The sequence below is a fragment of the Thermocrispum agreste DSM 44070 genome (assembly GCF_000427905.1).
Taxonomy (GTDB): Bacteria; Actinomycetota; Actinomycetes; order Mycobacteriales; family Pseudonocardiaceae; genus Thermocrispum; species Thermocrispum agreste.
Map to the genome: position 1 here is coordinate 201,224 of NZ_ATYX01000005.1, position 25,443 is coordinate 226,666.

Genomic DNA, 25,443 nt, shown 5'->3' on the forward strand with positions numbered 1-25,443 from the left:
GTCGGGATCAGCGAGTGGCACGCAGCACCCGCCCGGCCGGGTCGCGATGATGTCCGCCATGACCGCCATGTTCCGCATTCTTTTCTTCCAGCCGGAGATTCCGCCCAACACCGGCAACGCCATCCGGCTGGCCGCCAACACCGGTTGCGAACTGCACCTGGTCGAACCGCTCGGCTTCTCGCTGGACATCAAACCGGTGCGCCGCGCCGGGCTGGACTACGCGGAGCTGGCGTCGACCCATGTCCACCCGGACCTGGACACCGCCTTGCGGGCGTGCGGCGACGCCGCGGTCTACGCCTTCACCACCGACGCCGACCTGACCTACACCTCGGTCGCGTACCAGCCGGGCGACGTGCTGATGTTCGGGCCGGAGTCCACCGGCCTCCCCGAACAGGTGCAGCGGCATCCCCGGGTCACCGCCCGGGTCCGGGTGCCGATGGTGCCCGGGTCCCGCTCGCTCAACCTGTCCAACGTGGCCGCGGTGGCGGTGTACGAGGCGTGGCGGCAGCACGGATTCGCCGGCGCCGCATCGGGCCGGTGACCGTCACTGAACGGAACGGTGAACATCGCAAATAACCCACAAAGCCGCAAATCGTTGCAACGCACGGTAACCAGTGCGAGCATCGTTGGGGTGACGGGTGGGGCGAGCGAGTACGGGGTTCCGTCACGGAGCCCGCTGGCCGAACCACGTCTGCGCGAGCTGCTGGCCGGGGTCCAGCGCCGCATCGACCAGATCTCCGACACGCGTGATCGACTCGACGCCCTCACCGAGGCGATGCTCGCGGTCAATTCCGGGCTGGACCTGGACGCGACGCTGCGCCGCATCGTGCGCGCCGCGGTCGACCTGGTCGACGCCCGCTACGGCGCACTGGGCATCCGCGGCCCCGACGGCAAGCTCACCGCCTTCATCAACGAAGGCATGGACGAGGAGACCCGGCGGCTGATCGGCAGGCTGCCGGAGGGCCACGGGCTGCTCGGCGCGGTCACCAGGCACCACGGGCCGTTGCGGCTGGACGATCTGAGCAAGCATCCCGACTCGGTGGGCTTCCCGGAGCATCATCCGCCGATGCGGACGTTCCTCGGCGTGCCGATCCGGATCAGGGGCGAGATCTTCGGCAACCTCTACCTGACCGAGAAGGCGCACGGCGCCCCTTTCACCGCCGACGACGAGCTGGTGCTGCAGGCGTTGGCGGCGGCGGCCGCGATCGCGGTGGAGAACGCCCGGCTGTACGAGACGGCGCTGACCCAGCAGATGTGGCTGGAAGCCACCGGGCGGATCACCACCGAACTGCTGTCCGGCGCCGATCCGGTGGACGTGCTGCGACTCATCGCCGACAGCGCGCTGGAGCTGACCGGGGCGACCACGACCGCGCTGGCGGTGCCCAAACCCCCGGCATCACCGTCGGAAGAGGTCACCGAACTCGTCGTGCGGGTGGCCTCCGGGCGGCTGGCGGAGATCGTCACCGGCCATCATCTGCCGGTCGCGCAGTCCACCGCGGGCAGGGCGTACCGGGAGCGCAGCCCGCTGCGCGTGGACCGGCCGGACTACGCCCCCACCCCTGAGCTGGCTGTGGAACTCGGGCCCACACTGGCCGTGCCGCTGCGCACCGGGGACAAGGTGACCGGCGTGCTGCTGGCGTTCCGCGCCGCGCACGCCTCGCCGTTCGAGGACGACCAGCTGCCGCTGGCCGCCACCTTCGCCGATCAAGCGGCGATCGCGCTCGAACTGGCCTCCGCCCAGCGGCGCGCCCGCGAGCTGGAAATCCTCGCCGACCGCGACCGGATCGCCCGCGATCTGCACGACCACGTCATCCAGCGGCTGTTCGCGGTCGGGTTGTCGCTCAACGGCACGTTGCAGCGCAGCACCGACCCCGGCCTGCAGAGCAAGCTCGGCCGGGCGGTGGACGACCTGCACGACGTCGTGCGCGACATCCGCAGCACCATCTTCGACCTGCACGAAGGTGCCGACGGCAGGCAGTTGCGGGACGCGTTGACCGACGCGATCAACGAGCTGACCGACCACAGCGACCTGCGCACCACGGTCCGGATGTCCGGGCCACTGTCGGTGATCACGCCGGACCTGGCCGAGCACGCCGAAGCCGTGCTACGCGAGGCGGTGAGCAACGTGGTCCGGCACGCCGACGCCAGCAACGTCGTCGTGACCATCTCGGTCGGCGACGAGTTCACCATCGACGTCAGCGACGACGGCCGGGGCATCCCGGACCGGGTCGCCCACTCCGGCCTGCACAACCTGGCCGAACGGGCCAAAGCCATGCAGGGAACGCTGGACGTGCACCAGCAGGCCGCCGGCGGAACCCGGCTGGTCTGGTCGGCTCCCCTCCCGTGAGCGGCCACGACAGGGACGGCACGGCGACACGCGAGCCGTGACCTCCCACACTCGCCTGCCCGCAAGTGGTACCCAAGGGTCATGAGCACGCCGTGTACCCACTGCGCCACTGGGGTCGACCACTGCCACGGGACGCTGGTCGTGCACGCCACCGGCCCTGCGGACTGCACCCAGCCGGATTGCACCGACACCGACGAAGCCAGGCACGACCTGCGGATCGACTGCGGCTCGGTGATGGGCGGCTGCGACTGCGCCCGCCTGGCCCAGGTAGCCGCTGCCTGAGCCGAACCGGGACCCGAGGCGATTCGGACCGGCATGCGGCCGGAGCCCCGCCGCCTGGGCCGGGCGGCCCCGGCACCCGAGCCGGCGGCATTCACCTGACCGCGTTCACCTGACCCGGTCGCCGCCCCGTCAGGCGGTCTCCTTCTTCTTCGCCCTGCCACGCTTGGCCGGCTTCTTCCCGCCCTTGGCCGCCGTTCCCCCGGCGCCCTCCGCGGCCATCTTCTTGTCGCCCTTCTTGGCGCTCTCCACGCTGGCCTGCAACGCGGCCATCAGGTCGACGACCTCGCCGGTCGTTTCCTTCGCCGGCTGGGTGACGGTCTGGCCCTCGGCCTTGGCGTCGATCAGCTCGAGGACGGCCTCGCGGTAGTCGTCGTGGAACTTGTCCGGTTCGAAGACGTCCTCGGACAGCGACTCGATGAGCATGCCCGCCATCGACATCTCCTCCTGCCGCAACTGCGGGGCGTCCTCGTGCAGGAAGTCGAAGTCGGCGGCCCGCACCTCGTCCGGCCACAGCATGGTCTGCAGCACCAGCACGTCCGACCACACCCGGAGCAGGGCGAGCGTCTCGCGCTGCCGCAACGCCACCTTGACGATGGCCACCCGCCCGGACTTGTGCAGCGCATCGCGCAGCAGCACGTACGGCTTGGCCGCCCCCTTGTCCGGCTCCAGGTAGTAGCCGCGGTCGTAGTACATCGGGTCGACCGACTCCAGCGGGACGAACTCCAGCACCTCGATGCCGCTGGTCGAGGCAAGCGGCAGGCTCGCCAGATCCTCGTTGTCGAGCACCACCATGTCGCCGTTGGCCAGCTCGTACCCCTTGGCGATGTCGGAGTAGGGCACTTCCTCGCCGCACACGGTGCACACCCGCTTGTACTGGATCCGGCCGCCGTCGGCGGCGTGCACCTGCCGGAACGAGACGTTCTTGGCCTCGGTGGCGGCATAGAGCTTGATCGGGATGGAGACCAGCCCGAAGCTGATGCTGCCCTTCCACATCGCCCGCACCGCGCCCACCTCCAGCCGGAGTCGCTGGTGATCACCGTACGCCAGGTGAAGCACCCAAGCACGACGCTACTGCAGCGCACGGCCGGGATCGAGGTCTTCACCGGCGCCGGGTGACCTGCCCGTGCCCGGCGACCTGCACCGCGCCGACCTGCGCCAAGTGCGGCGAAGTCACTACGTTGGACCCGTGAGCCTGCACGCCTACCGCCGCAAGCGGAACCGGGAACGCACCACGGAGCCGTGGCCGTCCGACGCCGAACTGGACGGCTCCCCCGGCGACCCGGGCGGCGGGCTGTTCGTCGTCCAGGAGCATCACGCGCGGCGCAAGCACTACGACCTGCGGCTGGAACGCGACGGCGTGCTGGTGTCGTGGGCCATTCCCAAGGGCCTACCGCTCGACCCGGCGGTGAACCACCTGGCGGTGCACACCGAGGATCATCCGCTGGCGTACGCCGAGTTCGAAGGCGAGATCCCGGCGGGCGAGTACGGCGGCGGCCGGATGCGGATCTACGACACCGGCCGCTACGAGTGCTCGAAGTGGTCCGACTCCGACGTGAAGTTCGCGCTGCACGGACGCAAGCTGCGGGGCCGCTGGGCATTGTTCCGGACCGACGGCGACACCTGGATGATCCACCGCGAGCGGGAGCCCTTGCCGGCCACGATGCTTCCCATGCTGGCCGGCGGCACCGGGATGCCCCCGGGTGACGACGGCTGGGCCTACGAGATGAAGTGGGACGGCCAGCGGGTGCTGGCGTTCGTCGACGGAGTCCGGGCCAGGCTGCAGTCCCGGACCGGCCGGGACATCACCGCCACCTACCCCGAGCTGGCGCCGTTGGGGCGTGCACTGGCGCCGCGATCGGCCGTGCTCGACGGCGAGGTGGTCGTGTTCGTCTCCGGGCGCCCCGACTTCGGCGCATTGCAGCACCGGATGAACTCCTCCCCCACCGAGGCGTCCCGGCTCATGGACACCTACCCGGCCACGTACCTGATCTTCGACGTGCTGTTCTTGGACGGCAGGCCGCTGGTCGACCTGCCGTTCGCCGAGCGCAGGGACATCCTGACCGGGCTGAACCTGTCCGGCCCGTCCTGGCTGACGCCGCCGACGTTCGTCGACGCCGGCGGGGACGCGGTGCTGGCTGCCTCGCTGCAGCAGGGTCTGGAGGGTGTCGTGGCGAAGCGGCTGGCGTCGCGTTACCGGCCGGGCACCCGCTCGCCCGACTGGCGCAAGATCAAGCACGCCAAGCACCAGGAGGTGGTGATCGGCGGCTGGCGCCCCGGCCAGGGCAGCCGGTCGGGGCGGATCGGTTCCCTGCTGGTCGGGGTGCAGACCGACGACGGCTTGGCCTACGCCGGGCGGGTCGGCACCGGATTCGACGAACGGACACTCGACACCCTCGCCACCCGCCTCGCCCCGCTGGCCACGACGGTGAACCCGTTCACCAACGACGTGCCACGCGAGCACCTGCGGGACGCTCGCTGGGTCCGCCCGGAGCTGGTCGCCGAAGTCACCTACGGCTCGTGGACCTCGGACAACCGGCTACGGCACGCCACGTATCGCGGTCTGCGCCCGGACGTCGACCCCAAGCAGGTGCGCCGTGCCGAATGAGGAAAGGGTGCGCGTCCGGGTGGCGGACCGCCAACTGGTGGTGTCGAACCTGGGCAAGGTGCTCTATCCGGCCACCGGGTTCACCAAGGCGCAGGTCATCGAGTACTACGTGAAGATCGCCCCGGTGCTGCTGCCGCACATCGCGGGCAGGCCGCTGACGCTCAAGCGCTACCCGGACGGCGTGGACGGCGAGTTCTTCTACCAGAAGAACGTCCCGCAAGGCACGCCGGACTGGGTCCGCACCGCCCGCGTCCCGGCACCGGGATCGACCATGAACCGCGATCAGGTGACCTACGTCGTCGCGGACGACCTGCCCACGCTGATCTGGGCGGCCAACCTGGCCAACCTGGAGATCCACACCCCGCAGTGGCGGCTCCCCGGCGACGTCCGCGCGGTGGAGCGGACACCCGACCCGGACCTGGTGGTGTTCGACCTCGACCCGGGACCGCCCGCCACGATCGTGGAGTGCTGCCGGGTCGCCGAGCTGCTACGGCCGGCGCTGACCGCCCGCGGGCTGGACCCGCTGGCCAAGACGTCCGGCAACAAGGGCATGCAGCTGCTGGCCAGGATCAGCGGGCACAGTTCTGCGCAGGCCAGCGAGCTGGCCAAGGAGGTCGCCGAGGAACTGGCCGCGGCGCACCCGGACCTGGTCACCGCGAAGATGACCAAGCGGCTGCGCACCGGCAAGGTCTTCATCGACTGGAGCCAGAACAACGCGTTCAAGACCACGGTGGCGACGTACTCGCTGCGTGCCCGCAGCGAACCGACCGTGTCGACCCCGGTGACCTGGGACGAGGTCGCCGCCTGCCGGGCGGAGCACCAGCTGCGCTTCACCAGTGACGAGGTCCTGGACCGCGTCGCCGAGCACGGCGACCTGCTCGAGCCGTTGCTCGCCGGCTGAAAGCCGCTCGCCGGGTCAGCCGGCGAGCAACGGCAGCTGCGCGGACTGGGTGCGCGTCCGCCACTGCCGGTATGCCTCGGCCACGTCCACCAGCCGGCCCGCCCGTTCACATCGGGCGCCGTAGAACCTGGCGAAGTCCAGCGCCTCGTCGGTGAAGCGGGCGTCTCCCCGTCCTTGCAAGTAGCCGATGGCGTACTGCTCCCGGGCATACCGGACGGACACGGCACGTCCCGGCCCCACGTGGTTCGCTGCGGCAGCCGACATCGCCGCCTCCTTCCGCCGGAGGAGTCCAGAATGCCCGACTTCCGGCCGGAAGCAAACCGGTCAGGGCACCCGGACCACCTGTGCGGCGTACGACAGGCCTGCGCCGAAACCGACCAGCAGCGCCAGATCCCCCGAGGCCACCTGGCCGGTGTCCATCAGCCGGCGAAGCGCCAGCGGGATCGACGCCGCCGACGTGTTGCCGGTCTGGGCGCCGTCCCTGGCCACCACCGCGTTCGTCGCGCCGATCTTGCTCGCCAGCGCGTCCACGATGCGCAGGTTGGCCTGGTGGGGCACCACCGCCGCCAGCTCGCTCGGATGCACCCCGGCCTGTTCGCAGGCGCTCAGCGCGATCGGGTGGATCTGGGTGGTGGCCCAGCGGAACACCTTCTGGCCTTCCATCCGCAGGTACCGGTCGCCCGGGTCCTGCACGATCAGATCCGTCCCCGAGGCGTCGCTGCCCCACACGACCGGCCCGATTCCCGGCTCGTCCGAGCCGGTGACGACCGCGGCCCCGGCGCCGTCGCCGAACACCACCGAGGTCGGCAGGTCGTCCGGGTCGGTGATCGCGGTCATCCGTTCCGCCGCGGTGATCAGCACCGTGTTCGCCGTGCCCGCGCGGATCAGATCGTTGGCCACGGTCAGCGCGTAGCAGAACCCCGAGCACGCGGTGTTCAGGTCGAATGCCGCCGCGGACTTGATCTCCAGGTCGCGGATGACCTCGTAGGCCACCGCGGGGATCGGCGCGTCGGCGCTGCAGGTGGCGGTGATGACCAGGTCGATCTGCTCGGGGTCCACCTTGGCGTCGGCCAGCGCGGCGGCTCCGGCCTCGACCGCCATCTCGGTCAGCGTCGTCTCGCCCGCCCTGGCCCGGGTGGACATCCCGGTGCGGGACTCGAACCACTCCGGCGGCTTGCCGAAGCGCGCGGCGAGCTCTTCGTTGTCCACCACGCCCTGCGGGACGAACCCGCCGACGCCGATCATCCTGGCGGCCCTGCTCCCCTGGGTCATGCGCATGCTGTCAACCCTCACCGAATCCCCGCGCCGGTAGCCACGGCACTACTGCTCGGTATTGGTGTCCGAAGCGCTCACGCGACCACGATGAGTACCGTTCATTCCTGACATGCACGCGCGCACGATATCCATCCACCACATCCGGGGTGCGCTCGCGGGTGCGCGTCGTGCCGGCCTGGACCTCGACGCGCTGCTGCACGCCGCAGGCATCGCCCCGGCACTGTTGCAGGACCCGCGCTCCCGGGTCACGGGCCAGCAAGCGGCACGTCTGGTGCGCGTGCTCGTCGCGGCGCTCGACGACGAATTCCTCGGCCTCGGCCCGTACCCCAGCAAACGCGGCACCTTCGCGATGATGTGCCACGCGGCGGTGCACTCGAAGACACTGCGCTCGGCGCTGCTGCGGGCCACGAAGTTCTACGAGCTGTTTCCCGGCACGCCTCGCTTCCGTATCCGCTACACCGGCGGTACGGCCAAAGTGCAGCTGGACATCCGCGGCGTGCGCGACCCGGACCACTTCATGTGCGAAGGCATCATGCTCATCTGGCACGGGTTCTCCAGCTGGCTGATCGGGCAGCGCATCCCGCTGCTGCGCATGGAGTTCCGCTATCCGCGGCCACCGCACGCCACCGAGTACGACCTGGCCTTCGGGTGCCGCTCGGAGTTCGGCAGCAAGGTCACGGCGGCGACGTTCGACCGCAAGTACCTGGACATGCCGGTGATCAGGGACAGCCGTGCGCTGAGCGAATTCCTTCGCGACGCGCCCGCCGATCTGGCCTCGCCGCCCGACTACGCCACATCCACCTCCGAAGCCGTGCGCAGCATCCTGGCCACGGCTTCCCCGGCGGCCCTGCCGTCGGTGAACGCGGTGGCCAGCCGGCTGAGCATCAGCCCGCAGACGTTGCGCCGGCGGCTGGCAGAGGACGACATGTCGTTCCGGCAGCTGCGTGACGAGGTTCGACGCGATGCCGCCATCGACGCGCTCACGAGCACCGACGACACCGTCGAGGACATCGCGGCCCGGCTGGGTTTCGCCGACTCCAGCGCCTTCCACCGGGCGTTCAAGCGGTGGACCGGAAGCTCGCCCGGGTCGTATCGTGCCGCCAACGGGCAGCCCTCCGGTGCACCGTCTGCCGTGCGGCGCGCGCGGCCCATGCCTGACCGGGCCCGGTCGCGGGGTACCCGGTAAGCCGGGCACGACCGCCGCGCCGCTACCGTGGAGATTTGCGTAAGTCGTCCCACTTGCACGAGGAAGGATCCGCAGCAGAAGGAGAGCAGTGATCCCGCCATCCGGCCAGGCCACCGCACGGCGCACCCGACCGGCGCCGGGGTTCCGCCCCGACGTGGAAGGCTTGCGGGCCGTCGCCGTCGGCTCGGTGCTGCTCTACCACGCGGGCTTGCCGTTCGTGCCCGGCGGGTTCGTCGGCGTGGACGTCTTCTTCGTGATTTCCGGCTTCCTGATCACCGGGTTGCTGGTCAAGGAAGCCGAGCGCAGCGGACGCGTGTCGCTGGCCGACTTCTACGCCCGCCGGGTCAAGCGGCTGCTGCCCGCCGCCGCCCTCGTCCTCGCGGTCACCGTGCTGCTGACGTTCCTGGTGATCCCGCGTACCCGGTGGACCGACATCGGCGGAGACATCGCTGCAGCGGCGCTGTACTTCGTCAACTGGCGGCTGGCCGCCAACGAGGTCGACTACCTCGCCGAGGACTCCGATGTCTCCCCGGTGCAGCACTTCTGGTCGCTGGCGGTCGAGGAGCAGTTCTACTTCGTGTGGCCGGTGCTGGTCGTCCTGGCCGTCGTCACTGCTCGGCGGCTGGGCTCCGGTCTGCGCCGGACGATGTGCGCGGGCCTGGCCGTGGTCGCCCTGCCGTCGTTCGCCTGGTCCGTCTACTACACAGCCGCCGACCCGCAGCAGGCCTACTTCGTCACCACGACCAGGATGTGGGAGCTGGCCGTCGGAGCCGCGATCGCACTCGGCGCGGCCCGGCTGGCCAGACTTCCGCGCCCCGTGGCACTGGTGCTGGGCTGGGCGGGCCTGCTGACCGTGATCGCCTCCGCCGTGGTGCTCACCACCAGCACACCCTGGCCGGGGTACCACGCGCTGCTGCCGACGCTCGGTACCGCCGCCGTCATCGCCGCCGGACCCGCGGCAGGACCTGGTGGACCTGTCGCGCTGCTGGGCCGTCCGACGTGGACGTGGATCGGCGGGATCTCCTACTCGCTGTACTTGTGGCACTGGCCGCTCATCGTCGTCGCCGCGGAGGCCTTCGGCGGCTTGACGCAGGCCGAAGGGCTCGCGGTGGCGCTGGTCAGCATCCTGCCCGCCTGGCTGACCCTGCGCGTGGTGGAGAACCCGGTGCGGTTCGACCCGCGGTTCTCCGCCCGCCCGATGCTGACGCTGCGGGCAGGCGCGCTGCTCACCACGTTCGGCCTGGCCTGCGGATCCGGGCTGATCGGGGCGACCGAGCTGGCCACCGACGAGCCGGTGGCCAACCCGCTCGGCGCCGCGGCCATCCGTTCCGCCGACACTTATCGCTTCCCGACCGTCGCCGACGGCGTCAGCCCGGACCCGCTCGAGGCGGCCGAGGACGTCCCCGACGCCTACGACCGGGGCTGTCAGGTCGATCAGGCCTCCTCCGAGCCGATCTCCTGCACGTACGGCGACCCGGACGGCAGGGTCGACATGGCCCTGGTCGGTGACTCCAAGGCGTTGCAATGGATCTCCGCACTGGACACCATCGCGGAGGAGCGCGGCTGGCGGGTGCGCACCTACACCAAGTCGTCGTGCCCGTTCACGCCAGCGACGATCGCGTTGGACGGCCGCCCCTACGTCAACTGCACCGAATGGGGTCACAACGTCGAAGCCGAGCTGCTGCGTGATCCGCCTGACCTGGTGCTGACGTCGCAGATCCGGTCGACCGCGCTGACCGACCCGGCCGACCCGGACTCCGCAGCGACCCGCGAGGCGATGTCCTCGGCGCTGCGGGAACGCTGGTCGCGCCTGGTGGAAGCGGGCAGCACGGTGGTGGTGCTGCGGGACAACCCGAAGCCGCCGGAGAGCCTGCAGCCGGTGTACGAGTGCGTGGATGCCAACCGTGACGACCTGACGCCGTGTGTGTTCCCGCGCTCGCTCGGCGAGCGGGAAAGCGGGCAGCCCGCCCAGACCGAGGCCGCGCGCGGGCTGCGCGGCGTGCACATCGTCGACCTCAACGACTACATCTGCCCGGGCGAGGTGTGCCCGCCGGTCATCGGCAACGTGCTGGTCTACCGCCAAGGTGCCCACCTGACCCGGACCTACGTGGAGACCCTCGAGCCGCGCTTGGCGAAAAAGCTCGCACCCCTGGTGGCCAGGAGCAGGTCGGCGACTTGACCTTGGAGCCGGGTCCAAGGTCTACCGTCGTGGACATGAGCACGACCGTTGCCGCCGGGCTGCGCGTCGCCGATCTGGCCAAGGCCACCGGTGTACGCCCGGACACCATCCGCTACTACGAGCGCGTCGGCCTGCTCCCCCCGCCGCCGCGCACATCCTCGGGGTACCGGGCCTATCCCCCGTCGGCGGTCGACCGCGTGCGGTTCATCCAGGGGTGCCGTCGCCTCGGCCTGCGCCTGCGCGAGATCAGCGACCTGCTGGCGGTGCGCGACACCGGGGTGTGCCCGTGCGAGCCCGCCGAGACGCTTCTGCAGCGCAGGATCGCCGAGCTCGACGCCGAACTGTCTCGGCTCACCGCGCTCCGCGACACCCTGGCAGGCATGGTCCGCGACCTGCCGCGCGGCCGCTGCCCGGACATCAGCCCCGGCGAATGGTGTCCCGAACCCGCATCCGCCGAGAGGAGGTGAGCGACGATGACCTGCGCCTGCTGCGATGGCTGCTGCGACTGCGGCGCCGAATGCGGTTGCTGCTGACCGCGCGCGTTCGCCGTGACAGGCCCGGTGCGGCGCCCACCGGGCCGTGCCCGAGGGCGGTCAGCTCGCCCTGGCGTGGGCCGCGCGCAGCGCTTGGTCGGTCACCCGGTGCTCGAGCAGGATCTCCCTGCCCCCGGCACCGCTGCCGTGGCCAGCAGCAGATGCCCACTGCCGATGTCGTCGTTGCGCAGATCGATCGCTTCCCGCAGCGCCTTCGCCAGGATCTCCTCGGCTGCCTGGCTGAACCCGGGCGCCTTCCGCCGCGTTCCCCACGGCGCCCGTAAGGCTCCCGTCCGTGCACGCGCTCGACGGGGTCGGCAACCTGCTCCACGTCAATGCCCATGCGACGCAGTGCGGCCACTTCTTCCTCCTACAGCCCGGCGCGGCGCGCCGCCTCCGCAGCTTCCGCGGCCACCATCCGAGGCGTCAGCCCGCGCCCGGCCGGCAGTTGGGCCGCCCGGCCGTCCTGCGATCCCACCACGGCCGTCAGCAGGTGCGCCGGTTCGACTTCGGCATCACCCGCGCGTTCGGCGTGGTGGACCGCACCGTCGACGACGGCGCGCCACCTTGGTGAACCTCTCGACCATCAGCGCCTCCCGTACTTGTTGTGCGCGGCCTGCCTGGTGACGCCGAGCTCCTTGACGATCTCCTGCCACGACAAGCCCTGCACCCGTGCGTTGCGTGCTTGCACTGGGACGACCTGGTCCGCGGCGCCATCGGAGCGCGTGCACCCGTGCGTTGCGTACTTGCACCGCCTCCAGGCGTTCCAGCAGCTTGCGCAAGGCCGCCACAGCGCGCAGTCCACCCGTGGATCGTCGGCGCCCGCTGCCGTTGCCAGGTCCGTCGCCTCCCCCATGGCGTCAACCCACGTTGACACTTCCGATGCGTCAGCCAAAGTCGACACGCGTCGTGCCGCCCGGCGAAGCTCCCCGCACGGTGAGCCGGCCCGCCGTCAGATGTCCTCGAGCAGGTCCTTCAGCTCTCGCTGCACGGCCGCCTCGAGCTTGGCCACCTGCGGCTTGTACCGTGCCGTCGCGCTGATCCGCCACGTGGCGCGCACCGGGTACGAACGCGGGGTGTAGCTCGGCTCCAGCTTGAAGTCCGCCGTGCAGGCCATGGTGATGCTGGAGTTCGGCTTCATCCCCGCCCGGTCGGAGCAGGTCCGCGTGCCCAGGCCGCTGGCACTCATGGTCACCCGCATCGTCACGTCGAACTGGGTGACCGGCACGTTCTTTCCGCCCGAGTACGAGTTGGACACCGGGACTTTCGCGGTGCATTTGCCCCCCACCGCGCAGTTGAGCTTCCCGTTGCCCTGGCGCAGCTCGAAGTTCGGCACCAGGACGCCCGCGTTCCGCACCCCGCGTGCGGCCTTGGACAGCGAGGCGAACAGCTGACGTACCTGCTGCTCTCCCATCTCGGTGAACAAGGTGCGCGCGCCGCTGGGCAGGAGCGGGTTGCCGCCTGCCTGGCCGAGCGGGACGTCGGTGCTCACCAGCCGGTGCGGCTGGGCGACCGTGACGTCCGCGGTGTACTTGCCGACCGGGATCCGGTACACCTCGGTCCCGTCGTCGAGCTTCATCTGCTCGACGCGCTTGCGGTTCAGTTGCGGCTCGCCCGACGGCGGCGGCTCACCGGGCTGCGCACCGTCCTGACCCTGCTGCGTGGCGGCTTCCTCCCGCAGCCGCGCGGCCACCTTCTCCGGCGGAAGCAGCGCACCGGGATCGAAGCCCACGTCCGCCGGATCGGTCACCACGAACCGGTTGGCGAACTGGTTCGCCTCGTTCGGCTTGGCCCCCAGGTCCTGCCACACCTGCTTGCTCGTCCGCACGTACAGCTTCCCGCCGAGGGCCGCGAAGGTCATCTTGCGGCCGTCGATGGTCGACGTGCCGTAGACCGAGCCGGAGCGTGTCACCGCGACGCTGACCTCCTCGCCGTCGGCTCCCGCCACGGTGCTGACGTAGCGCATCAGCGGCCGGGCGGCCAGCGCGCCGACCGCCTCGTCGAACGCCCGTTGGGCGAGCAGTTCGACCTTGTCGTCACCCGCGGTGGGCGTTCCGGGCACCGTCGATTCGCACGCCGTCGCGGCGAGCCCGAACACCGCCGCAACGACCGCGGCCCGCTTGCCGAGAGCCCGTGCCATCATCGCCTCACTTCCACCAGCGCGCCCGGCAGGTGACCGGCCCCGGTCAGGACCGTCCGGGTCGCCTCCAGGGTTCCTCGCGCCCGTCGTCCGAGCCCGGTGTCCTTCTGACTCGGCAGCTGGGTCCATCGTTCCCTATGCGCCGAGCCACGGGTAGCCGACCCGCCCCGAGCCTGCCGAACCGGCTACGCCAACGTGGCGAATGGCGGACAGTGACCGCGACTGGCCACCGTCACCGCACCCGCTGGGGTAGACACGTGCTCGAGCCAAGCCCCGGCAGGCCCTGCGGCGCGCCTGCCCGAGAACCGCATCGCCGCCCCGTCGCCGCGAGCAGGCGGGGCGGTGGTCGCGTGCTTGCCTTCCCACGTAGGATGATCCTCGTCGGACCCGCAACGCGTGGTGAGGGTGCATGGCTGACCAGCAGCTTTCCGAGCATCTGCAACTTCTCGGCCTGCCCGCGGCGGACACCGAGATGTACCTGCTGCTGTTGGACAAGGGCCCGATGACGCCGCAGGCCATCGGCGACGAGCTCGGGCTGACCACCGAGCAGGTCGCCGAGCGGGTCGAGTCGCTGACCAACTTCGGCATGGTCGGCAGGACCAACTCCGACGAGGTCGCCCCCATCGAGCCGACCACCGGCCTGCAGCGGCTGGCCAGGGCCAGGGAGGCCGAGGTCAAGGCCGCCGAGCTGGCCGCGGCGAACGCCTATCGGGTGTACCGGCGCACGGTGTCGCAGCAGTCGCCGGACGACCTGGTCGAGGTGGTCACCGCGCCGCACATCGCCGAGCGGGTCAAGCTCGAGGAGTCGGCCGCGACCAAGGAGGTGCTGCGGTTCGACTCTCCCCCGTACACCACCCAGCGCGGCCCGAACGACATCGAGGTGGAGAACCTCAAGCGCGGCGTGCGCTACCGGTGCGTCTACGCCAAGGCCGCCGTCCAGCAGCCGGACTACTACGCGCAGAACATCCAACCGTGCATCGCCGCCGGCGAAGAGGCCAGGGTGATGCCCGAGGTGCCGGTCAAGCTGAGCATCTTCGACGGCCAGCTGGCGATGGTGGCGCTGACCGACACCAACGCGGAGATCATCCGGTCGTCGCTGATCATCCGGCAGTCCAGCCTGCTCGACGCGCTCATCGGGCTGTTCGAGACGTCGTGGCGGTCGGCACTGCCGATGCACCTCGGCACCAAGGAACCGTCGTCGCTGCGGCCGATCGAGCGCAAGATCATCGAGCTGCTGGCCAGCGGGATCACCGACAACGCCATCGCCGAACTGCTCGGCATCAGCCGCCGCACGCTGTCCCGCAACCTGGAGAACCTCACCACGCGGGCAGGCGTGGTGAACCGCTTCCAGCTGGCCGTCTACGCCTGCCGGAACGGCTGGATCTGAGCCGTCAGCGGTAGATCCGGACCACGTTCACCGCGACACAGGCGGGCTTGCTGCCGCCCTCGACCTCGACGGTCGTGGTCAGCTCCACCTGCACGCCGCCGTCGACGGGTTTGGCGTCGGACAGCGTCGAGGTGGCCCGGATCCGCGATCCGACCGGGACCGGGGCGGGGAAGCGCACCTTGTTCAGCCCGTAGTTGATCACCATGCTGGTGTTCTCGACCCGGTAGATCTGCCGCAGCAGCACCGGCAGCAGCGACAGTGTCAGGTAGCCGTGGGCAATGGTGCGGCCGAACGGCCCTGTCTTGGCCCGTTCCGGATCGACGTGGATCCACTGGTGGTCGTCGGTGGCGTCGGCGAACTGGTTCACCCGCTCCTGGGTGATCTCCAGCCAGTCGCTGGTGCCCAGCTGCTCGCCCACCGCGTCCAGCAGGTCGTCGGGAGTGGAGAAAGTGCGCATGCTGCTCGCCCTCACTTGCCTGGTCGGTCGTCGGATTTCTCGCCGTACAGCTCCGCTTCCACCATCGCCGTCCACTGCCGCACGATGCGTGCCCGGCGCGCGGTGTCATCCGTCAGCAGGTTCGCCAGCCCCAGTCCGCGCGCCAGGTCCAGGGTGGCTTGCACGGTCTCCCGTACCCCTGGCTTGGACTCGTCCACTTCCAGCAGCTCGACGGCCTTCTTGTGCGCGCGCCTGCCGACCTCCCGCTCCAGCGGTTTGATCTTCTCGGCGAGCCGCTCGTCGGTGGCCGCGGCCACCCACAGGTGCAAGGCGGCCACGAACGCGGGCTGGGCGTAGAGGTTCAGCAACATCTCGATGACCGCGCGACGGCGCCCCGGGCCGGTCGGCAGCTCGGCGGCTCGTCGCTCGAGGTCTTCGTGCTGCGCCTCGGACATGTAGTTCATCGCCGCCGTGACCAGGTCCTCCCTGGTCGGGAAGTGGTGCTGCGCGGCGCCGCGGGACACGCCTGCGCGTTCGGCCACCACGGCCACGGTCGTGCCGGACCAGCCCAGCTCCCCCAGCGCGGCCACGGCGGCCTCGAGCAGCCGCCTGCGCGTCTGGATGCTGCGCTCCTGCTGCGGTTGGCGAACTCTGGTCACGTCACGACTTCACGGCGGGTGGATCGACCCACAGGTCCAGGGACAGATCCTCTTCGCGCTCGCACAACCGGTACTGCGCGAAGTCGGTGATCCCTTCCGCGCGCAGCACCTCGTCGTCGATGAAGAACTGCCCCGTGACCTCGGTCGACGGCTTGGTGAGGATAGCGTGCGCGGCATCCGCCATGATCTGCGGAGTGCGCGACGTCGCAGCCATGTCCGACAGCAGGTTGCGCACCGCCGCGGTGTCGATGGTCGTGCGCGGCCACAGCGAGTTGGCCGCGATGCCGTCCGCACGCAGCTCTTCGGACAGTCCCAGCGTCACCAGGCTCATGCCGAACTTGGCGATGGTGTACGCGGTGCCGATCGTGCCGAACCACTTGGGCTCGGTGCGGATCGGCGGCGACAGCGTCAGGATGTGCGGGTTCCGGCCGGCGGCCGCGGAGCGGCGCAGGTGCTCGATGCAGGCCTTCGACAGCAGGAACGCCCCGCGCGTGTTGATGTCCTGCATCAGGTCGTAGGCCTTCATCGGGATGTGCTCGGTCGGCGACAGGTTGATGGCGCTGGCGTTGTTCACCACGATGTCGATGCCGCCGAACCGCTCGACCGTCTGCGCCACCGCCTTCTCGACCACTTCGTCGTTGCGGATGTCACCGACGATCGGCAACGCCTGGCCGCCCGCCCGCTCGATGGCCTCCGCCGCGGTGTAGATGGTGCCGGGCAGTTTCGGGTGCGGCTCGGCGGTCTTGGCGATCAACGCCACGTTCGCGCCGTCGGCCGCCGCGCGCACCGCGATGGCCTCGCCGATGCCGCGGCTGCCTCCCGAGATCAGCAGCGTCTTGCCGGCCAGTGTGCGTTCGGCCCGTTCGCCTGCCTGCGCCGTGTCGGTGCTGGACGTCATGGTGCGCTCCTTCGCTGGGACTTTGCGTGGACGTGTCAGTAGGACTTGGGCAGGCCGAGCGAGTGCTGCGCCACGAAGTTGAGGATCATCTCCCGGCTCACCGGGGCGATCCGGCCGACCCGGGTGGCGGTGACCAGTGCGCCGAGTCCGAATTCGGCGGTCAGCCCGTTGCCGCCGTGCGTGTGCACCGCCGCGTCGACCGCGTGCACGGCGGCTTCCGCGGCCGCGTACTTGGCCATGTTGGCCGCCTCGCCTGCCGCCATGTCGTCGCCCGAGTCGTACAACCAGGCGGCCTTCTGGGTCATCAGCTTGGCCAGCTCCAGCTCCACCTTGGCCTTGGCCAGCGGGTGCTGGATGGCCTGGTGCGCCCCGATGGGCACGTCCCACACCTTGCGGGTGTTGGCGTAGTCGACGGCCTTGCGCAGGGCGAGCCTGCCGATGCCGATGGAGAACGACGCGCCCATGATGCGCTCCGGGTTGAGCCCGGCGAACAGCTGCAGCAACGCGGTGTCGGTGCTCTCCCCGATCAGCGCGTCCGCGGGCAGCCGCACGTCGTCCAGGAAGATCTCGAACTGCCAGTCGGGCGAGACGATGTCCATCTCGATCTTGCGGGCGGTGAAGCCGGGGGTGTCCGTGGGCACCACGAACAGCGCCGGCTGCAACTTGCCGGTGCGGGCGTCCTCGGTGCGGCCGACCACCAGCACCGCTTCGGCTTCGTCCACCCCGGAGATGAACACCTTCTGCCCGTTGAGCACCCAGTCGTCGCCGTCGCGGTGGGCGACGGTGGCGATCCGGTGCGAGTTCGACCCGGCGTCCGGTTCGGTGATGGCGAAGGCCATCTTCAGCTCGCCGGTGGCGAACCGGGGCAGCCACCGCTGCTTCTGCCGCTCGGTGCCGTAGCGGGCGATGACCGTCGCGCAGATGGCCGGGGAGACCACCATCAGCAGCTGCGGCACGCCTGCCGCGCAGAACTCCTCGCACACCGCGGCCAGGTCGCCGATCCCGCCGCCACCGCCGCCGTACTCCTCGGGCACGGCCACGCCGAGATAGCCGAGCTTGCCCGCCTCTGCCCACATCTCGCTGGTCTTCCCGCCCGACCGGGCCTGCTTGAGGGTGTACTCGTGCCCGTACTTGCTGGCCAGTTCGAATGCCGCGGCTCGCAGCGCCTGGCGTTCGGCGCTCTCGACGAAACTCACGCGTCCGTCCCTCCCTGTTCGTCTTCCTGGACGACCGCCAGGGTCGTGCCGACGTCGACCTGCTCACCCGGCGCGACGTGCAGTTCGGTGACCACCCCGTCACCCGGGGCGGAGATCTGGTGCTCCATCTTCATCGCCTCCAGCCACAACAGCGGCTGGCCTGCCTTGACGCGTTCGCCGACGGCCACCGCAACGCGCAGCACCGAGCCCGGCATCGGCGCCAGCAACGACCCGTGCGGCGCGGCATGCTCCGGCTCGGCGAAGCGCGGACGGCGCCGCAGGCTCACCGAGCCCAGCGGCGAATCCACGCACACCAGGCCGTCCGGGTACCGGGCCACCGAGAAGGTGCGTCGGACCCCGTCGACGATCAGCACGACCCGGTGCGGCTCGGCCGACACCGCCTCGACGCCACGGCCGGCCGCCCACTCCGGCAGGTCGGTCAGCCCGTGCCGCCCCCACCGGTAGGTGACCTCGATGTCCCGCTCACCGTCGGTGTAGACCTTGCGCTGCGGCTGCGACGGGACCGTGCGCCAGCCGCTCGGCAGCCTGCCGAGCACCCGGGCGGCGCGGCGGTTCTCCGCGGCGTCGGCCAGCGCCGCGGCCAGGGCCGACAGGTCGCGGACCTCGGGGCCGGCGAGCGGCGTGGCCAGCGTGGCCAGGTCGTGCTTGGTGAAGAACGCCGTGTCCGTCTCACCCGCCAGGAACGCTGGATGGCGCAACACGCGGACCAGCAGGTCGCGGTTGGTGGTGACGCCGTGAATCTGCGCCCTGGCCAGGGCACCCGCCAGCCGGGTGGCCGCCTCGTGCCGGGTCGGCGCGACGGCGACGAGCTTGGCGATCATCGGGTCGTAGTGCACCCCGATGCGCTCACCGCCCGCGAAGCCGGAGTCGAGCCGCAGGCCCGCCTCACCGGGGTTGGTGAACTCCACCGCGTCCGGCACGGACAACCGGTGCAGCGTGCCGCTCTGCGGCTGCCAGTCCTTCGCCGGGTCCTCGGCGTAGAGTCGCACCTCGATGGCGTGGCCGCGAGTGGCAGGCGGTTCCGCAGGAAGCCGCTCGCCACGTGCGATGCGCAGCTGCCATGCCACCAGGTCCAGCCCGGTGGTCGCTTCGGTGACCGGGTGCTCGACCTGCAAGCGGGTGTTCATCTCCAGGAAGAAGAACTCCACCCGCCCGTCGCGCTCGGCGGCCAGGAACTCCACCGTGCCCGCGCCGACGTAGCCGATCGCCTTCGCCGCGGCCCGCGCGGCCTCGAACAGCTCCGCCCGCAGCACCGCGTCCACCAGCGGCGAGGGGGCCTCCTCCACGACCTTCTGGTGCCTCCGCTGGATCGAGCACTCCCGCTCCCCCACCGCCCAGACCGTGCCGTGCCGGTCGGCCAGGATCTGCACCTCGATGTGCCTGCCCGAGGTCAGGTAGTGCTCGCAGAACACGGTCGAATCGCCGAACGCCGAACCCGCCTCCGCTTGCGCCGCCGCGATCGCGTCCGGCAGCGCGGACAGGTCGGACACCACCCGCATGCCGCGGCCGCCGCCTCCGGCGGAGGCCTTCACCAGCACCGGCAGGTCGTCCGCGGTCACCGACGCCGGGTCGAGTTCGGGCAGTACCGGCACGTCGGCCTCCGCCATCAGCCGCTTGGCCCGCACCTTCGACCCCATCGCGGCGATCGCCTCCGGGCTGGGCCCGATCCAGGTCAGGCCCGCGTCCACGACGGCGCGCGCGAACTCGGCGTTTTCCGCCAGGAAGCCGTAGCCGGGATGCACGGCGTCGGCGCCTGCCGCCCGCGCCGCTTCGATGATCAGTTCCGGGCGCAAGTAGGTCTCGGCCGGTGTGTTGCCCGGGAGCCGGATGGCGGCGTCGGCTTCGCGGACGTGCGGGAGATCGGCGTCGGCGTCGGAATGGACCGCCACGGTGGACAGGCCGAGTGCCCGGCAGCTGCGGAACACCCGCCTGGCGATCTCGCCGCGGTTGGCCACCAGCACCGAGGTCAGCTCCCCGGGCTCACATGCGGAAGACGCCAAAGCCGTCCGCCCCCTTCACCGGCGCGTTGTGGATCACCGACAGGCACATGCCCAGCACCGTCCGGGTGTCCCGGGGATCGATGATCCCGTCGTCGTAGAGCAGCCCGGACAGGAACATCGGCATGGACTCGGCTTCGATCTGCTGCTCGACCATCGCCCGCATGGCCGCGTCCTGGTCCTCGTCGTACGGTGTGCCGCGGCTTTCCGCGGCCGCCCTCGCCACCAGCGACAGCACGCCCGCCAGCTGCTGGGCGCCCATCACCGCCGATTTCGCCGACGGCCACGCGAACAGGAACCGCGGGTCGTAGGCGCGGCCGCACATGCCGTAGTGCCCGGCGCCGTAGGAGGCGCCCATGAGGATCGAGATGTGCGGGACCTTCGAGTTGGACACCGCATTGATCATCTGCGCGCCGTGCTTGATGATCCCGCCCTGTTCGTACTTGCTGCCCACCATGTAGCCGGTGGTGTTGTGCAGGAAGATCAGCGGGGTGTCGGTCTGGTTGGCCAGCTGGATGAACTGGGCGGCCTTCTGCGACTCCTCGCTGAACAGCACCCCCTGGGCGTTGGCCAGGATGCCCACCGGGTAGCCGTGCACGTCCGCCCAGCCGGTCACCAGCGACGTCCCGTAGAGCGGCTTGAACTCGTCGAACTCCGAGCCGTCCACCACGCGGGCGATCACCTCGCGCGGATCGAACGGCACCTTCAGGTCCGTGGGCACGATGCCGAGCAGGTCCTCCGGGTCCGCCAGCGGCTCGGCGTAGTCCGGCTTGGGCGCCGGCCCCTGTTTGCGCCAGTTGAGCCGGGCGATGATGCGCCTGCCGAGGCGGATGGCGTCCTGCTCGTCCACAGCGAGGTAGTCGGCCAGGCCGGACTGGCGGGCGTGCATGTCCGCACCGCCCAGCGATTCGTCGTCCGCCTCCTCCCCGGTGGCCATCTTCACCAGCGGCGGGCCGCCGAGGAACACCTTGGCGCGCTCCTTGACCATCACCACGTAGTCCGACATGCCCGGCAGGTAGGCGCCGCCCGCGGTCGAGTTGCCGAACACCAGGGCCACCGTCGGGCGCCGCTCGGCCGAGGCCCTGGTGAGGTCACGGAAGATGCGCCCGCCCGGGATGAAGATGTCCTTCTGGGTGGGCAGGTCGGCGCCACCGGATTCGACCAGGTTGATGGTCGGCAGGTTGTTCTGCGCGGCGATGTCGGCGGCGCGGAACGACTTGCGCAGCGTGTACGGGTTCGAGGTGCCGCCCTTCACCGTCGGGTCGGAGGCGATGATCATGCATTCCACGCCTTCGACCACGCCGATGCCGGTCACGATGCTGGCGCCGACGGCGAAGTCGGTCCCCCATGCCGCCAGCGGGCTCAGCTCCAGAAACGGCGAGTCCTCGTCGACCAGCAGCTCGATGCGTTCCCGGGCGAGCAGCTTGCCCCGTTTCCGGTGGCGTTCGACGTACTTCTCGCCGCCGCCCGCGACGGCCTTGGCGTGCTCGGCGGCCAGCTCGTCGAGCTTGGCCAGCATCGCGTCGCGGTTGGCCGCGAACTCGTCGCTGCGGGTGTCGACGCGGGTGGTCAGAACGGTCATGCCGAGTATCCCAGCAGTTTTCCGGCCAGTTGCAGCATGATCTCGTTGGTGCCGCCGCCGATGCCGATGATGCGCATGTCGCGGAACTGGCGCTCCACTTCGCTCTCCCGCATGTACCCCATCCCGCCGTGCAGCTGCACCGCCTCGTTGGCCACCCACTGGCCGGCCTCCACCGCGGTGTTCTTCGCGAACGCCACCTGGACCAGCACGTTCTCCCCCGCCGCGTAGCGCACCGCGAGGTCCCGGGTGTACACCCGGGCGACGTCGACCCGCCTGGCCATCTCGGTGAGCCTGTGCTGCACGGTCTGCCGGGAGATCAGGGGGCGGCCGAAGGTGGACCGGTCGCGGCACCACTGCACCGTGAGATCCAGGCAGCGTTGCGCGGCGGCGTAGGCCTGGACCGCCAGCGACAGCCGTTCGGTGACGAAGTGCTGCGCGATCTGTGCGAATCCGGTGTTCTCCACCCCGATCAGGTTCTCCGCAGGCACCCGGCAGTCGGCGAACGACAGCTCCGCGGTGTCCGAGGACAGCCACCCCATCTTGTCGAGCTTGCGGCTGACGGTGAACCCCGGCGTGCCTTTCTCGATCACCAGCAGCGAGATGCCGTGGGCGCCGGGCTCACCGGTGCGCACCGCCGTGGTGACGAAGTCCGCGCGGACTCCGGAGGTGATGTAGGTCTTGGCCCCGTTGACCACGTAGTGGTCACCGTCGCGGCGGGCGGTGGTGCGGAGGTTGGCCACGTCGGAGCCGCCGTCGGGTTCGGTGATCGCCAGCGCGCCGATCTTCTCGCCCGCCAGCGTCGGGCGTACCCAGCGGTCGATCTGAGCCGGGTTGCCCGCGGCGATGATGTGCGGCAGGGCGATGCTGTGCGTGAACAGCGACGCCTGCACGCCACCGGCGACGCCCCGGTAGCCGAGTTCCTCGGCGACCACGGTCGCGTCGATGATGTCGCCGCCACCGCCTCCGACCTCTTCCGGATACGGCACCCCGAGCAGTCCGACCTCGGCGGCCTTGCGATGCAGCTCGCGCGGCAACTCGCCGTCGCGCTCCCACTGGTCCTGGTAGGGCAGGATGTGCTCCTCGGCGAACCGGGCGGTCATCTCCCGCAGTGCCTTGCGTTCCGGGGTGTCGAACGGGCTGGTCACAACAGTTCCTCCGGAATGTCGACGTGCCTGCTGCGCAACCATTCGCCGAGCGCCTTGGCTTGCGGGTCGAAGCGGGCCTGCGACGCGACCCCCTGCCCCAGCAGGCCGCTGACCACGAAGTTCATCGCCTTGAGGTTCGGCAGCAGGTACCGGCGGACGGGCAGGTCGGCGGTTTCCGGGAGCAGCCGCCGGAACTCGTCCACGGTCAGGGTGGTGGCCAGCCATCGCCACGCCGCCTCGGTGCGGACCCAGACCCCGACGTTGGCGTCGCCACCCTTGTCACCGCTGCGGGCACCGGCGACCAGGCCGAGCGGCGCCCGGCGGTACGACTGCGGCCGCAACGGTTCGGGGAGCTCCGGCTCCGGCAGGTCGGTCAGCTCCTGCGTCCGCTGCGCCGGGGCGATTTCGACGCGTGCCCCATCGGGCAACACCGCAACGTGCGGCACCTTGCGCGCGTCGACGTAGGCGGGCGTGTACACGCCATACGGGCTGCCATCGCCCGGCGGCGCGGTGACGTGAAAGCCCGGATAGCTGGCCAGCGCCAGTTCCACGGCCGCGCCGCTGAACGCCCTGCCCACCTTCGCGGGGTCGGTGTCCTTGACCACGCAGTGCAGCAACGCGCTGGCTTCTTCTTCGGTGGCCGCATCCGGCTTGTCGGTGCGAGCCAGCGTCCACCGCACTTCGGCGGGGCGCGCCTTCGCCAGCAGCTGCTCCATCTGGTCGCGTACCAGGGCGGCCTTGGCCTCGATGTCCAGGCCGGTGAGCACGAACGTCGTCGCGTTGCGGTACCCGCCGAGCGAGTTCAGGCAGACCTTCAGCTCCGGGGGTGGCGGCTCGCCCCGCACCCCGCTGATGCGTACCCGGTCCGGACCGTCGCTGCTGAGCCGGATGGTGTCGAATCGCGCGGTCACGTCCGGACCGGCGTAACGCGCACCGGCGATCTCGTACAGCAGCTGCGCGGTCACGGTGCCGACGGTGACCGCTCCCCCCGTGCCTGGATGCTTGGTGATGACGCTCGATCCGTCGGTGTAGACCTCCGCGATGGGGAAACCGGGGTGCCGCAGATCCGGCACCTCGGACCGATCGTCGAAGAACGCGTAGTTGCCGCCGGTGGCCTGGGCACCGCATTCCACCACGTGCCCGGCCACGACGGCACCGGCCAAGGCGTCGTAGTCTTCGCGGCCCCAGCCGTGGTGGGCCGCGGCGGGGCCGACGACCAGCGAGGCGTCGGTGACCCGGCCGGTGATGACCACGTCGGCTCCCTGGCGCAGGCACTCGACGATCCCCCACGCGCCCAGGTAGGCGTTCGCCGTCAGCGGCTTGCCGAATCCCAGTTCCCCCGCGCGGGCCCGCAGGTCGTCCCCTTCGACGTGGGCGACCGCGGCGTCGACGTCGAGCTCCCGCGCCAGCGACCGCACGGCGTCGGCCAGGCCGGCCGGATTCAGGCCCCCGGCGTTGACCACGATCCTCACCCCGCGGTCCTTCGCCAAGGCCAGGTTCTCCCGCAGTTGCCGCAGGAACGTCCTGGCGTACCCGCGGCTGGGGTCCTTCAGCAGGTCGCGGCCGAGGATCAGCATCGTCAGCTCGGCCAGGTAGTCACCGGTCAGGTAGTCCAGCTCCCCGCCGGTCAGCTGTTCCTGCACGGCCGCGAACCGGTCACCGTAGAACCCGGAGGCGTTGCCGATCCGCACCGGTCGTTGCGCACTCATGCGAACTGCCCCGGCTGTCGTCCCTTGCCCGGCGGGCCCGCGAACGCCTGGGCGATCTCCAGCCAGCGCTCGGCGTCCGGGCCGACCGCGTGCACGGCACAGTCGTCCCGGTGCCGTCGCTGGGTGGCCAGCAACGCGAAGTCCAGGGCGTTGCCGGTGACGCGCTGCCCGGCGTCCTCCGGCCCCCAGGTCCACACCTGGCCGGTGGGCCCGGTCAGCTCCACCCGGAACTGCTCGCCGGGCGGCGTGAGCCCGTTGATCGAGTACGCGAAGTCCCGGGTACGCACGGCGATGTGCACCACGTGCCGGAGGCGCTCGGTCGGAACGCGCTCGATCCCCAGCGTGTCGACGACGTCCTGGCCGTGGGCCCACGTCTCCATCAGGCGAGCGGTGGCCATCGACGCCGCACTCATCGGCGGGCCGAACCACTGGATCTTGCGCCCGGCAGGCAGCGCAAGCAGCGCATCGGCCAGCTTCCTCCTGCTCGCGCGCCAGCGCGCCAGCAGTTCCTCCGGAGGCGCCTTGGCCCCCTCGTGCGCGGACCGGTCCGCATACTCGTCCACGTTCTCCGCGGCCCGCTCGGCCATGGTGGAGAATCGTTCCGGCTCGGTGACCGCCACCACGGCGATCTCGTCGGTCCACGCCAGGTGCGCTATCTGGTGCGCGATCGTCCAGCCGGGCGCGGGCGTGGCAAGCTGCCACTGCTCCGGCGTCAGCCGGTTCACCACCCCGTCCAGCTCCGCGGCTTCGGCTTCGAAGTCGCGCACCACCGCGGCAACGTCCACCATGCGGCCAGCCTCGCATCCCCGGCAACAAAAATCAAGCGTGCTTGATTGTTTCAGCATAACCGCTTTGGTGCATTGACAGCCCAGGCGGCACCGGTGGACGGTGAGTTGGACGCTTGTCCAGTCCGTCCGCACGGAGGCAGCCGTGGTGCTTCGGCAGCACAAACCCACCCTCGCCAC

23 protein-coding genes and 1 pseudogene are annotated in these 25,443 nt (G+C 70.6%); 10 read left to right on the forward strand and 14 right to left on the reverse strand.

Annotated elements, in window-relative coordinates; all coding sequences use genetic code 11:
- Positions 1–67: 67 nt before the first annotated feature.
- The 3 genes from YWY_RS0100915 to YWY_RS0100925 all read left to right on the forward strand — a co-directional run bounded on the left by YWY_RS0100915 (position 68) and on the right by YWY_RS0100925 (position 2,629).
- A complete protein-coding gene (locus YWY_RS0100915) occupies positions 68–541 on the forward strand; it encodes a tRNA (cytidine(34)-2'-O)-methyltransferase (RefSeq protein WP_028846082.1) in 474 nt (157 codons plus the stop codon).
- A 90-nt stretch (positions 542–631) separates the two neighbouring features.
- Positions 632–2,347 (forward strand): GAF domain-containing sensor histidine kinase, encoded by a 1,716-nt coding sequence (locus tag YWY_RS0100920; RefSeq protein WP_245566509.1) that lies wholly within the window; start codon positions 632–634, stop codon positions 2,345–2,347.
- Positions 2,348–2,428: 81 nt separating this feature from the next.
- Positions 2,429–2,629 carry a hypothetical protein gene (locus tag YWY_RS0100925; protein ID WP_028846084.1) on the forward strand — a complete coding sequence of 67 codons (201 nt, stop codon included), beginning with the start codon at positions 2,429–2,431 and terminating at the stop codon, positions 2,627–2,629.
- 129 nt (positions 2,630–2,758) lie between these two features.
- Here YWY_RS0100925 and ku read toward each other — a convergent pair whose 3' ends face one another.
- Positions 2,759–3,631, reverse strand: coding sequence for a non-homologous end joining protein Ku (gene ku, locus YWY_RS0100930; RefSeq protein ID WP_028846085.1), 873 nt, complete (start codon positions 3,629–3,631; stop codon positions 2,759–2,761).
- Positions 3,632–3,815: 184 nt separating this feature from the next.
- On the opposite strand from ku, the gene ligD (YWY_RS0100935) reads away from it, so the two are divergent.
- Positions 3,816–5,234, forward strand: coding sequence for a non-homologous end-joining DNA ligase (ligD, locus tag YWY_RS0100935; RefSeq protein WP_038044216.1), 1,419 nt, complete (start codon positions 3,816–3,818; stop codon positions 5,232–5,234).
- Positions 5,224–6,135, forward strand: coding sequence for a non-homologous end-joining DNA ligase (gene ligD, locus YWY_RS0100940; RefSeq protein WP_028846087.1), 912 nt, complete (start codon positions 5,224–5,226; stop codon positions 6,133–6,135). Before ligD (YWY_RS0100935) ends, ligD (YWY_RS0100940) begins: the two co-directional genes overlap by 11 nt.
- A gap of 15 nt (positions 6,136–6,150) precedes the next feature.
- Here ligD (YWY_RS0100940) and YWY_RS0100945 read toward each other — a convergent pair whose 3' ends face one another.
- Together YWY_RS0100945 and YWY_RS0100950 are read right to left on the reverse strand one after the other, a co-directional pair.
- On the reverse strand, positions 6,151–6,399 hold the full coding sequence (locus YWY_RS0100945) for a hypothetical protein (protein WP_156899039.1): 249 nt from the start codon (positions 6,397–6,399) through the stop codon (positions 6,151–6,153).
- Positions 6,400–6,459: 60 nt separating this feature from the next.
- A complete protein-coding gene (locus YWY_RS0100950; RefSeq protein WP_028846089.1) occupies positions 6,460–7,413 on the reverse strand; it encodes a beta-ketoacyl-ACP synthase 3 in 954 nt (317 codons plus the stop codon).
- 106 nt (positions 7,414–7,519) lie between these two features.
- On the opposite strand from YWY_RS0100950, the gene YWY_RS19560 reads away from it, so the two are divergent.
- The 4 genes from YWY_RS19560 (at position 7,520) to YWY_RS25065 (ending at position 11,882) form a co-directional block, all read left to right on the forward strand.
- Positions 7,520–8,596, forward strand: coding sequence for an AraC family transcriptional regulator (locus YWY_RS19560; RefSeq protein WP_084608755.1), 1,077 nt, complete (start codon positions 7,520–7,522; stop codon positions 8,594–8,596).
- A gap of 88 nt (positions 8,597–8,684) precedes the next feature.
- Positions 8,685–10,775, forward strand: coding sequence for an acyltransferase family protein (locus YWY_RS0100960; protein WP_156899040.1), 2,091 nt, complete (start codon positions 8,685–8,687; stop codon positions 10,773–10,775).
- A gap of 35 nt (positions 10,776–10,810) precedes the next feature.
- The gene (locus YWY_RS0100965; protein WP_028846091.1) at positions 10,811–11,242 is read left to right on the forward strand and encodes a heavy metal-responsive transcriptional regulator; all 432 of its coding nucleotides are present in this window, start codon (positions 10,811–10,813) and stop codon (positions 11,240–11,242) included.
- Positions 11,243–11,603: 361 nt separating this feature from the next.
- On the forward strand, positions 11,604–11,882 hold the full coding sequence (locus YWY_RS25065; RefSeq protein ID WP_028846092.1) for a hypothetical protein: 279 nt from the start codon (positions 11,604–11,606) through the stop codon (positions 11,880–11,882).
- A gap of 12 nt (positions 11,883–11,894) precedes the next feature.
- On the opposite strand, the pseudogene YWY_RS19565 reads toward YWY_RS25065, so the two are convergent.
- Together YWY_RS19565 and YWY_RS0100980 are read right to left on the reverse strand one after the other, a co-directional pair.
- Positions 11,895–12,164 (reverse strand): annotated as a pseudogene (locus YWY_RS19565) (helix-turn-helix domain-containing protein).
- Between the two features lie 96 nt (positions 12,165–12,260).
- Positions 12,261–13,448 (reverse strand): hypothetical protein, encoded by a 1,188-nt coding sequence (locus YWY_RS0100980; RefSeq protein WP_156899041.1) that lies wholly within the window; start codon positions 13,446–13,448, stop codon positions 12,261–12,263.
- A gap of 409 nt (positions 13,449–13,857) precedes the next feature.
- Between YWY_RS0100980 and YWY_RS0100985 the strand changes: the two genes are divergently transcribed.
- Positions 13,858–14,835 carry a helix-turn-helix transcriptional regulator gene (locus YWY_RS0100985; RefSeq protein ID WP_028846094.1) on the forward strand — a complete coding sequence of 326 codons (978 nt, stop codon included), beginning with the start codon at positions 13,858–13,860 and terminating at the stop codon, positions 14,833–14,835.
- A 4-nt stretch (positions 14,836–14,839) separates the two neighbouring features.
- Here YWY_RS0100985 and YWY_RS0100990 read toward each other — a convergent pair whose 3' ends face one another.
- The 9 genes from YWY_RS0100990 to YWY_RS0101030 are packed head-to-tail and all read right to left on the reverse strand — an operon-like array spanning position 14,840 to position 25,266.
- Entirely contained in the window at positions 14,840–15,292 is a 453-nt protein-coding gene (locus YWY_RS0100990; RefSeq protein WP_028846095.1) for a MaoC family dehydratase, read from the reverse strand.
- 11 nt (positions 15,293–15,303) lie between these two features.
- Complete coding sequence (locus YWY_RS0100995) at positions 15,304–15,930, reverse strand: TetR/AcrR family transcriptional regulator (protein ID WP_028846096.1); 627 nt, start codon at positions 15,928–15,930, stop codon at positions 15,304–15,306.
- A 1-nt stretch (position 15,931) separates the two neighbouring features.
- Complete coding sequence (locus YWY_RS0101000) at positions 15,932–16,828, reverse strand: SDR family oxidoreductase (RefSeq protein WP_051309445.1); 897 nt, start codon at positions 16,826–16,828, stop codon at positions 15,932–15,934.
- Between the two features lie 35 nt (positions 16,829–16,863).
- Positions 16,864–18,024 carry an acyl-CoA dehydrogenase family protein gene (locus tag YWY_RS0101005; protein ID WP_028846098.1) on the reverse strand — a complete coding sequence of 387 codons (1,161 nt, stop codon included), beginning with the start codon at positions 18,022–18,024 and terminating at the stop codon, positions 16,864–16,866.
- Complete coding sequence (locus YWY_RS0101010) at positions 18,021–20,045, reverse strand: ATP-binding protein (RefSeq protein WP_245566510.1); 2,025 nt, start codon at positions 20,043–20,045, stop codon at positions 18,021–18,023. The genes YWY_RS0101005 and YWY_RS0101010 overlap by 4 nt, the downstream gene beginning before the upstream one ends.
- Positions 20,026–21,624, reverse strand: a complete 1,599-nt coding sequence (locus tag YWY_RS0101015) for an acyl-CoA carboxylase subunit beta (RefSeq protein ID WP_028846100.1) — start codon at positions 21,622–21,624, stop codon at positions 20,026–20,028. Before YWY_RS0101015 ends, YWY_RS0101010 begins: the two co-directional genes overlap by 20 nt.
- On the reverse strand, positions 21,621–22,769 hold the full coding sequence (locus tag YWY_RS0101020) for an acyl-CoA dehydrogenase family protein (protein WP_028846101.1): 1,149 nt from the start codon (positions 22,767–22,769) through the stop codon (positions 21,621–21,623). The genes YWY_RS0101015 and YWY_RS0101020 overlap by 4 nt, the downstream gene beginning before the upstream one ends.
- Entirely contained in the window at positions 22,766–24,478 is a 1,713-nt protein-coding gene (locus YWY_RS0101025) for an acyclic terpene utilization AtuA family protein (RefSeq protein ID WP_028846102.1), read from the reverse strand. Before YWY_RS0101025 ends, YWY_RS0101020 begins: the two co-directional genes overlap by 4 nt.
- The gene (locus YWY_RS0101030) at positions 24,475–25,266 is read right to left on the reverse strand and encodes a TIGR03084 family metal-binding protein (protein WP_028846103.1); all 792 of its coding nucleotides are present in this window, start codon (positions 25,264–25,266) and stop codon (positions 24,475–24,477) included. Before YWY_RS0101030 ends, YWY_RS0101025 begins: the two co-directional genes overlap by 4 nt.
- Positions 25,267–25,443 lie beyond the last annotated feature (177 nt).

Excerpts from the sequence above, each read along its gene's own strand:
- YWY_RS0101025 (WP_028846102.1), bottom strand. The coding sequence starts at position 24,478 with ATGAGTGCGCAACGACCGGTGCGGATCGGCAACGCCTCCGGGTTCTAC.
- YWY_RS0100925 (WP_028846084.1), top strand. The coding sequence starts at position 2,429 with ATGAGCACGCCGTGTACCCACTGCGCCACTGGGGTCGACCACTGCCAC.
- YWY_RS0100990 (WP_028846095.1), bottom strand. The coding sequence starts at position 15,292 with ATGCGCACTTTCTCCACTCCCGACGACCTGCTGGACGCGGTGGGCGAG.
- YWY_RS0100965 (WP_028846091.1), top strand. The coding sequence starts at position 10,811 with ATGAGCACGACCGTTGCCGCCGGGCTGCGCGTCGCCGATCTGGCCAAG.
- YWY_RS0100950 (WP_028846089.1), bottom strand. The coding sequence starts at position 7,413 with ATGCGCATGACCCAGGGGAGCAGGGCCGCCAGGATGATCGGCGTCGGC.
- YWY_RS19560 (WP_084608755.1), top strand. The coding sequence starts at position 7,520 with ATGCACGCGCGCACGATATCCATCCACCACATCCGGGGTGCGCTCGCG.
- YWY_RS0101000 (WP_051309445.1), bottom strand. The coding sequence starts at position 16,828 with ATGACGTCCAGCACCGACACGGCGCAGGCAGGCGAACGGGCCGAACGC.
- YWY_RS0100915 (WP_028846082.1), top strand. The coding sequence starts at position 68 with ATGTTCCGCATTCTTTTCTTCCAGCCGGAGATTCCGCCCAACACCGGC.
- YWY_RS0100980 (WP_156899041.1), bottom strand. The coding sequence starts at position 13,448 with ATGGCACGGGCTCTCGGCAAGCGGGCCGCGGTCGTTGCGGCGGTGTTC.
- YWY_RS0101015 (WP_028846100.1), bottom strand. The coding sequence starts at position 21,624 with ATGACCGTTCTGACCACCCGCGTCGACACCCGCAGCGACGAGTTCGCG.
- YWY_RS0100985 (WP_028846094.1), top strand. The coding sequence starts at position 13,858 with ATGGCTGACCAGCAGCTTTCCGAGCATCTGCAACTTCTCGGCCTGCCC.
- YWY_RS0100945 (WP_156899039.1), bottom strand. The coding sequence starts at position 6,399 with ATGTCGGCTGCCGCAGCGAACCACGTGGGGCCGGGACGTGCCGTGTCC.
- YWY_RS0101030 (WP_028846103.1), bottom strand. The coding sequence starts at position 25,266 with ATGGTGGACGTTGCCGCGGTGGTGCGCGACTTCGAAGCCGAAGCCGCG.